This window comes from Microvirga sesbaniae (assembly GCF_025460805.1).
GTDB lineage: Bacteria > Pseudomonadota > Alphaproteobacteria > Rhizobiales > Beijerinckiaceae > Microvirga > Microvirga sesbaniae.
On the sequence record NZ_JAMXFJ010000005.1, the window covers coordinates 262654 to 270782 of the forward strand.

Here is an 8129-nt window from a genome sequence, read left to right on the forward strand (position 1 = left end):
CTGCCGTTCAGGTTCAAGCGGCCCGCACGCCCTGGAGGAAGCCTTCGACCTCCCGGCTCAGGGCGGTCGAGTTGGAGGCCAGCTCGCCGGCCGCAGCCAGCACCTGGGAGGCGGCCGATCCCGCATGGGTCGCCGCCCCCTGGACCTGGACGATGCTCTCGCTCACGTCCTGCGTGCCTCTGGCGGCCTCGCTGACGTTGCGCGCGATCTCCTGCGTGGCCGCCTGCTGCTCCTCGACAGCGGCCGCGACGCTCGTGGCGATCTGGTGCACCTCCTCGATGGTGTGGCCGATGTCGCGGATGGCCTCGACAGCATCCCGGGTCGATTGCTGGATCTGATGGATATAGGCGGTGATGTCCTCGGTGGCCCGCGAGGTCTGGTTGGCGAGCTCCTTCACCTCGGAGGCCACCACGGCGAAGCCCTTGCCGGCCTCGCCGGCGCGCGCCGCCTCGATGGTGGCGTTGAGGGCGAGAAGGTTCGTCTGGCTCGCGATGGTGTTGATCAGGGCGACGACCTCGCCGATCTTCTGCGCGCCGTCCGCCAGGGTCTGCACGAGCTGGTTGGTCTTGCGGGCGTTCTCCACGGCGCGGGCGGCCGCGACCGACGTCTGCGACACCTGCGAGCCGATCTCGCTCGAGGAGGCGGCGAGCTGCTCCGCCGCGGCCGCCACGGCCTGCACGTTGCTGGACGTCTCCTCGGCGGCGGCCGCCACCGAATTCGACTGCTGGTTCGTCTGCTGCGCGGTCGAGGCCATCGAGCGCGCGGTCGCCTCCATCTGCTGGGCCGCCACGGTGAGATGCTGGACCAGGCCGCCGACGCTGCCCTCGAAGCTCTGGGCGAGCGACATCATCTCGACCCGGCGCCGCTGTGCCGCCTGCTTCTCGGTTTCGGCCTGAGCGTGCCGGAGGGTCTCGGCCTCCTGCATGGCGCCGGCGAAGACCTGCGTGGCCTTCCAGATGTCGCCGATCTCGTCCCGGCCCGCCTTCGCCTGCGGCAGGTTGTAATCGCCCGAGGCGAGGCGCTGGATGGCCTCGGTCACGCGCCGCAGGGGCTGGGCGATCTGCCGGTGTCCGACCAGCCAGCCGATGAGCAGCGCGATCAGGGTGCCGGCGAGCGCGATCGACACAAGCAGCATCAGGCGCTGGTCGTAGAGCTCGGCCGCATGCCGGTTGACCGCCTCGATCTCCTCGCTGCCGCGCTTGGTCAGAGCGTCGATGCTCACCTGGAAGGCCTTCCGGTTGGCCCGGTTGGCATCGGTGTTGCCCTGCGCGTTGGCGGCCGCCGGCGAGACCTCGGCGCCCAGGCGGACCGTCTCGGTGCGGAATGACTTGAACTCCGCCGCATCCTTGACGACGGCGTCGAACAGCGCCTTGCTGTCGCCGGGCACGATCGGCTCCCATTCCTTCAGGAGGGCGTCCATGTCCTTGAGCGTCGCGGCGAGCCCGTCGCCGAACTTGCGCGCTTCGGCCGTATCCTTCGACGCGTAGATGCCCCGGGCCTCCATGACCACATGGGTCACGAGCCGGTTGAGGCGCTCCCCGTAGAGGGCCCGGGTGGCCGCGAGCCGGACATCGTCCACGGCCTGGTTGTAGGTCTGCAGGGTGCTGATGCCGACGGCCGCCGTCAGGACGGCGACCACGCTCAACGCCGCGACCAGCGCGAAAATCTTCGTTCTAATCTTCATGATCCCCCCGATCGGCCAAGGCCGCTCCGACATTCTTGAAATCACGCCAGGATATCGTGCGAATGCTTGCGCGAAGCTTGTTCCCGGTCTTCAGAGGAATACGGCCAAGTTTCTCCGCGCAGGGTGACGGAATGTTAAGTATAACCTCATAGGAATGATTCCACGCGATTCTCCAACGTGGCGGTTTCCATGGGCATTCGGTTCGACAAGGTATTGGAGCAGGTAGCCAGAGCCGGAACCGTCAAGGGCCCTGTCTCAACGGCCGAGCAGCGGGAGCGCAAGGTCCAGCGCATCGAGGAAACGATCCGCGCCCGCGAAGCGGTGGGCGACCGGATCGTGATGTGCCTGGGCCTCGCTCTCACCCTGTCGGCGATCGGCCTGCCGGTCTATGCGCTGAACTTCAGCGACGGCTACACCTACATCAAGACGGCCATGACGGACAATGCGGTCGGCCGGGCCGTTGCCGCGAGCGTGACGCGCCCCGCCGATCCGAACCCGGCGACGACCGGCTCGCTGACCCGGAAGGATGTCGAGCTCTCGGCCGGCCGCAAGGGCGACGCGGCCGCGCCGAGCACCGACCGGCGGGTTCAGTTCCAGCGCTACGTGATCCACCGCGCCACCGGCGGGTCGGCCCTGATCGAGGGTCCGGAAGGCCTCTGGTGGGTGACGCCCGGGATGACCCTGCCCGGGATCGGTCAGGTCCTCTCCATCGAGCGGTCCGATGCCGGCTGGGTGGTGCTGACCACCGAGACCATGATCACGCAATCGCCCGGGTCTCGCGCGTCGAGCTAGCGCATCGTGCGGACCGAGAGGGCCGCTCGAACGATGCGCCGCTGAAGAACGTGAGCATCGAATCCGATCCTAAAAGTGGGTGCGCTTTTCACGTCCGATGCTGCAGCGCCGCAGCCGAAGCCCCGCCGAGACCGGGAGAGGGCCCGCCGGACGGCCTCGTTCGCATGCGGTGGCGCTGGCTTGTGCTGTCTCGCGCTTATTTGGCCGCCGTCACCGTGGGCGCCGCCTGGTTGCCGAGCCAGACCCAGGCCGCGCTGTCGGAGCCTTCCCGCTTCACGTAGCGGTAGCCCGTCTCCTGCCAGGGCAGGACGGCGTTGCGCTTGTTGTCGAGGATGTAGTCGCCGCGATCCGTGCGCGCCATGAGCACCGCGTGTCCCGCGCCGATCTCGTCGATCACTACGGTCATGCGCAGGGCCCGCAGCGGCAGGCCGGCCCGGGTGAGACGCCGGCGCTTCAGCAGCTGGATGTCCTCGCAATCGCCGAGCCCGTCATCCGGATAGTCCCAGCGATCCGCGACGCCCCAGTGATCCTGATCGGTGACCGGCAGGATCTCCTTGTTCACCTGCTCGTTCACCTCGACGATGGTGTTCCAGATCGCCTGGTCGAGAACGATCGTGTCGGGCTCGGACGGGTTGTGCGCGCATTCCTGCGGCTGCTGCGCGCAGAACGTGAGCCAAGCCGGCGTGGGACCGGCCGCGCCGGCCGAGGCCAGAGCATCGCCGGACCCGCGCGTGGCCCATTGCGGGAGCGCGAAAGCCGGCGCGGCACCCGCCATGACGAACAGGGCGGCAGCACCACCCGCCGAAGCGACGAGGCGACGACTGCACCTCGCCAGTATCCTGAGAGAAATCCCGCGCATGCCCCGCACCTGTTCAGCATTGTTCTTTTGAATAAAGCTGTCAGCCGCAGGCGCTCGGCGCAAGCGCGAACTCGTCGCAAGATCACGAAGGATCCGCCAGTGTTGACTTCCAGCAACAGGGCAAGCATTCGGTCGCGTCTCGTGCGGACAACCTCTCTGAACGTAGAGGGAAGATCAGTATTCGCGCGGTTTCAATCCAACCGGGCCGCTTCGATGCACGACGTGTGTTCGGCAAGGATGAAGTCGCGCATGTGCGCGATGTGAGCGATCGTTCACGGCGGGTTCAACGGTGAACGACGCCGCCGGATCGGCGCTGCCGTCCCTCAATCCGCCGTTTCACTCACAAGCGGCTCTGCGCGAGGCTGCGATGTCTCGCCCATTGTCTGGTTCTCTTCGACGAAACCATGAGACGAACGACGGGCGTCCCGATCAGCCCGACCAGGGATGCAGCGACGACCGGCACGAGAATGACAGCCACGGATCTCTCCTCATCCTTCGGAGGTAACCCGTTCTCTATGGCATCGTGAGCTTGCCCGAACCTGACGCCATGCTGGCGGGATTCACTACGATCCCAGGAAGAGCTTCGGTTGTGCCGGGCCGTGCCTATAATCAGATGCAGAAGCGAAACCGGATTGTTCGGGAGATTGGTGTGAGAGCGCTCTTCGTGACCCTCGCGGCGGCCATTGGCGCCGGCGGCTGCGTGCCAGCGACCCAGGAAGCGCTTGCCCTGTCGTGTTCGGACTATATCGGCAAGCCCATCTCGGCGCGCATCGCCGCCTGGGGCCCGCCGCGGACAGTCTACCGCATCAGCCCGACCCAGATCGGCTACATCTTCGAGAGCCGGCAGACCGCCTATGTGGGCGGGGAGCCCTATTACACGGTGAACTACCTGATCGGCGCCGACAAGCACCACGCGCCAATCCGCAAGCTCACGACGATCTGCAGCGGCGTCTTCGTGGTGAACGCGCCCACCGACGCGGTGCCGGTCTCGGAACAGACCGTGGTCGACGTCGTCGTCGCGAAGGGGTGATCAGAAGCCGCCGCGCCGCAGCTTGGTGATGCTCATCATCAGGTCGACGCTGATGCCGACATCCGTAGGCTCGGAGAACAGGGTCAGAACCGGCGCGACCTCTTCCAGGGTGGAGTTGTTCATGTCCCACATGGCGGAGAAGCGCTGGATCAGCTTGTCGACCTTCTTGGGGTCCTGGAGATCCTTCACGTTGATGTGCTTTTCCAGGTTGCGGACCTGCAGATCGATGCTCGCCTTGGAGGCTTCGGTTGGGATGTTGAACGTCGTCTGCATGAACTTCAGAAGACGCTTATCCGCCAGCAGGCCCATCGTCGAGGTGACGCCGGACGCCTTGCGCTTGAAATAGAGCGCCAGCCGCACGCCTTCGTTCTGCTCGCCTTCCTTGGCCTCCAGTGTCTGCTGGTAGTAGTTGCTGACGGCTTCCGTGGTCGCGCTGGCCGCGGACGTCGCCTTGTCGCCCTTCGCCGCGAAGTCGAACGCCTTGGCGAATTCCTTGTAGCGCGGATCGACCAGTTTGTTCGCCATGCTCGTGGTCGACTTGACCCCTTCCGTGAGCAGTTTCTTCATGAAGGCCTTGGCGTAGATCATGTCGTCCAGGCCATAGGCCTTCATGGCATAGCTGAAGAGCCGGTAATCCTTCACGAAATCGTCGATGGTCTTCACCTTCGAGATGTTCGCCAGGTAGTATTCCGTATCGCGCTTCACCAGCGCGTCGTTCTGGGTGATCGTCTTCGTCAGCGCCGTGTTGGTCTGCAACATCTGGTAGCGGGTCATGGTGCTGATCATGGGTCACTCCTTCGGCCCTGTTTCCGTGGGCCGCGCATCAATCCTGAGCCGTCGCGATGGATCGGCAATCCTTCGCGAACCGCTCGGTGATCGCCTTGGTTTCCTCAGGGACGAGAGCGAATTTCACGCTCTGCGGCTCGAGGCGGTAATTGGCAAGCTCCACGATAAGCGTCTGGGCTGTCGCGAGGCTTGCCGCGAAGCCCATGACCTCCCCCTCGCCCCGCAGCTGCCCGTACCTGTCCCGGTAGATCCAGTGGGCCACCGCCGGCGGGCGATCGTCGAGCCAATAGACGGTGCTGCGCCCGCGGGGATCGCTCGGGCCGAGATAGGCCCGCTGCGTCACGGTGGCGGCGACGGCGACCTGGAGCGGCTCGCCCTCCTCGCCGGCGACCCTCGTGCAGGACAGCCAGAGGGAACTCCCCTCCTCTCCCCTGACCTGCGCCAGCGCCCGGTTCGGGAGCCCGCTCTGGTCGGTCTGGAGGGCGTAGCTCCACGTCCGGAGCGAGCCCGACGTCGCCGAGATGGCGGAAAATTCGGGAGCGATCAGCCCGAGCGTGCCCGCGAGCACCAGGACGGGTGTGCGATGGAATGAAGTGATCATGGCTCAGCGTTCCGCGAGCGGTCCAAAAAGAAGGCCCCGCCTTTCGCAAGACGGGGCCTCATGGTCAGCGATCAGGAGGCTCTTAGTTGAAGAGCTTCAGGATCATCTGGCTGTTCTGGTTGGCGATCGAGAGCGACTGCACGCCGAGCTGCTGCTGCGTCTGCAGGGCCTGCAGGCGGGTCGAAGCCTCGTTCATGTCGGCGTCGACGAGCGTGCTGACGCTGTTCGTGATCGACTCGCTGAGCACGCCCAGGAACTTCGACTGCGCCTCGATCTGGTTCTTGGCTGCGCCGAGTTCGGTGGCGAAGTTACGGGTGGTCTGAAGAGCCGTTTCCACCGCCGTCGCAGCCGTGTCGATGCTAGCGAGGGTCGTGATGCTGATTGCATTGACCGCAACCGTACCGCTGGTCAGAGCCCCGGAAGCGCCACCCAGAGCCGTCAGGGTCACGCTGATGGACTTGAAGCCGCCAGTCGTACCGCCGGCCCAACCCGAGACCATCGTGACCTGATTGCCGGTAGTGCCGGTGTCCATGTCCGTCAGCGAGCCGTCGAGGAGGTTCACGTTATTGAGGGCGGCATTGCCCAGGATGCCGTTGATCTCGGCGCCGATCTTGGCCAGCGAAGTGTTGATGGCAGCGTAGTTGCCGTCCTTCACGTCCTTGGCCTTGGCCAGCTCGACCTTGATCTTATCGATAGCGGAGACCAGACCGTCGATGGCCGAGGAGGCGGTGTTCAGGAGATCGCTGTTCTGCTTCAGCGTGTCCTTGATGGTCTTGATCACGCTGTTGTCGGTCTTCATCTGCGTCGACACCGACCAGTTGGTGGTGTTGTCGGCAGCCGCTGCGACTTTGAGGCCGGTGGAGATCTGGCTCTGGGTCTTGTTCAGGGAGCTCTGGGTGCTGGCGAGGTTGCGCAGGGCGGTCAGAGCGGAGGCATTGGTGAGGATCGAAGACATGTGTGTGTTCCTTGAATGATGAGGATTGTTCAGGGAATGTCGGAATCTAACCGACCCAGCGGAGTGGCATCATGCCTCGAGAGAGTTCGATCCGCTGTTCACATGCATCCGGGCTTGAACCGATAAAGTGGGGCGGCGTCATGCCGAGCCTGAAGGAATGGCTCTCCACAGTGCTGTCTTAGCGCGGTCGATCGATGTCTCGATCTCGTCGCGTCCATGCCCAATTCAATACGGACATCCTTTCGCCGCGTCAAGCATAATAATTAAGCCTAATGCATTTTTGCTGAAATTTACTTTCCGTTAACTTTCTACAGAAGACACGCGGCTAGCAGGAGCCCGTCTTGCGAACGAAAGATCTGGATTAATACTTCGCATTCAAAGCCTCGCACCGGCACGGCACGTGCGCCCCACCCCCAAAATAGAAAAAGGCCCTGCCTCTTGTGAGGCAGGGCCTTCTTTCGCTGATGTCTCAGGCTCTTACTGGAAGAGGCGCAGGATCATCTGGCTGTTCTGGTTGGCGATCGAGAGCGACTGCACGCCGAGCTGCTGCTGCGTCTGCAGGGCCTGCAGGCGGGTCGAAGCCTCGTTCATGTCAGCGTCGACCATCGTGCTGACGCTGTTCGTGATCGACTCGCTGAGCACGCCCAGGAACTTCGACTGCGCCTCGATCTGGTTCTTGGCTGCGCCGAGTTCGGTGGCGAAGTTACGGGTGGTCTGAAGAGCCGTTTCCACCGCCGTCGCAGCCGTGTCGATGCTAGCGAGGGTCGTGATGCTGATTGCATTGACCGCAACCGTACCGCTGGTCAGAGCCCCGGAAGCGCCACCCAGAGCCGTCAGGGTCACGCTGATGGACTTGAAGCCGCCAGTCGTACCGCCGGCCCAACCCGAGACCATCGTGACCTGATTGCCGGTAGTGCCGGTGTCCATGTCCGTCAGCGAGCCGTCGAGGAGGTTCACGCCGTTGAGAGCGGCATTGCCCAGAACGCCGTTGATCTCGGCGCCGATCTTGGCCAGCGAAGTGTTGATGGCAGCGTAGTTGCCGTCCTTCACGTCCTTGGCCTTGGCCAGCTCGACCTTGATCTTCTCGATGGAGGAAACCAGGTTGTCGATGGCCGAGGAGGCCGTGTTCACCAGATCGCTGTTCTGCTTCAGCGTGTCCTTGACGGTCTTGATCACGCTGTTGTCGGTCTTCATCTGCGTCGACACCGACCAGTTGGTGGTGTTGTCGGACGCGGATGCCACCTTAAGGCCGGTGGAGATCTGGCTCTGGGTCTTGCTCAGGGAGCTCTGCGTGTTGGCGAGGTTGCGCAGGGCGGTCAGAGCGGAGGCATTGGTGAGGATCGAAGACATGTGTGTGTTCCTTGAATGATGAGGATTGTTCAGGGAATGTCGGAATCTAACCGACCCAGCGGAGTGGCATCA

Annotated in this window: 9 protein-coding genes; 2 read left to right on the top strand and 7 right to left on the bottom strand. The window is 64.1% G+C overall.

From position 1 onward, the window contains the following. Window positions 1–13 precede the first annotated feature (13 nt). Complete coding sequence (locus tag OCW50_RS10805) at window positions 14–1684, bottom strand: methyl-accepting chemotaxis protein (protein ID WP_262267983.1); 1671 nt, start codon at window positions 1682–1684, stop codon at window positions 14–16. Window positions 1685–1873: 189 nt separating this feature from the next. Here OCW50_RS10805 and OCW50_RS10810 point away from each other — a divergent pair, with 189 nt between their 5' ends. Then, on the top strand, window positions 1874–2476 hold the full coding sequence (locus OCW50_RS10810; RefSeq protein ID WP_262297496.1) for a hypothetical protein: 603 nt from the start codon (window positions 1874–1876) through the stop codon (window positions 2474–2476). Window positions 2477–2672: 196 nt separating this feature from the next. Here OCW50_RS10810 and OCW50_RS10815 read toward each other — a convergent pair whose 3' ends face one another. Further along, complete coding sequence (locus OCW50_RS10815) at window positions 2673–3335, bottom strand: transglutaminase-like cysteine peptidase (protein WP_262297497.1); 663 nt, start codon at window positions 3333–3335, stop codon at window positions 2673–2675. A 340-nt stretch (window positions 3336–3675) separates the two neighbouring features. After that, entirely contained in the window at window positions 3676–3813 is a 138-nt protein-coding gene (locus OCW50_RS10820; protein WP_262267986.1) for a hypothetical protein, read from the bottom strand. A 171-nt stretch (window positions 3814–3984) separates the two neighbouring features. On the opposite strand from OCW50_RS10820, the gene OCW50_RS10825 reads away from it, so the two are divergent. Further along, window positions 3985–4365, top strand: a complete 381-nt coding sequence (locus OCW50_RS10825) for a hypothetical protein (RefSeq protein ID WP_262297498.1) — start codon at window positions 3985–3987, stop codon at window positions 4363–4365. On the opposite strand, the gene OCW50_RS10830 is transcribed toward OCW50_RS10825, so the two are convergent. The 4 genes from OCW50_RS10830 to OCW50_RS10845 all read right to left on the bottom strand — a co-directional run bounded on the left by OCW50_RS10830 (window position 4366) and on the right by OCW50_RS10845 (window position 8057). Then, complete coding sequence (locus OCW50_RS10830; protein ID WP_262297499.1) at window positions 4366–5151, bottom strand: DUF1217 domain-containing protein; 786 nt, start codon at window positions 5149–5151, stop codon at window positions 4366–4368. A gap of 37 nt (window positions 5152–5188) precedes the next feature. Next, window positions 5189–5752, bottom strand: a complete 564-nt coding sequence (locus OCW50_RS10835) for a hypothetical protein (RefSeq protein WP_262297500.1) — start codon at window positions 5750–5752, stop codon at window positions 5189–5191. An 82-nt stretch (window positions 5753–5834) separates the two neighbouring features. Further along, window positions 5835–6707 (bottom strand): flagellin, encoded by an 873-nt coding sequence (locus OCW50_RS10840; protein ID WP_262297501.1) that lies wholly within the window; start codon window positions 6705–6707, stop codon window positions 5835–5837. 477 nt (window positions 6708–7184) lie between these two features. After that, the gene (locus OCW50_RS10845) at window positions 7185–8057 is read right to left on the bottom strand and encodes a flagellin (RefSeq protein WP_262297502.1); all 873 of its coding nucleotides are present in this window, start codon (window positions 8055–8057) and stop codon (window positions 7185–7187) included. Window positions 8058–8129: the final 72 nt, after the last annotated feature.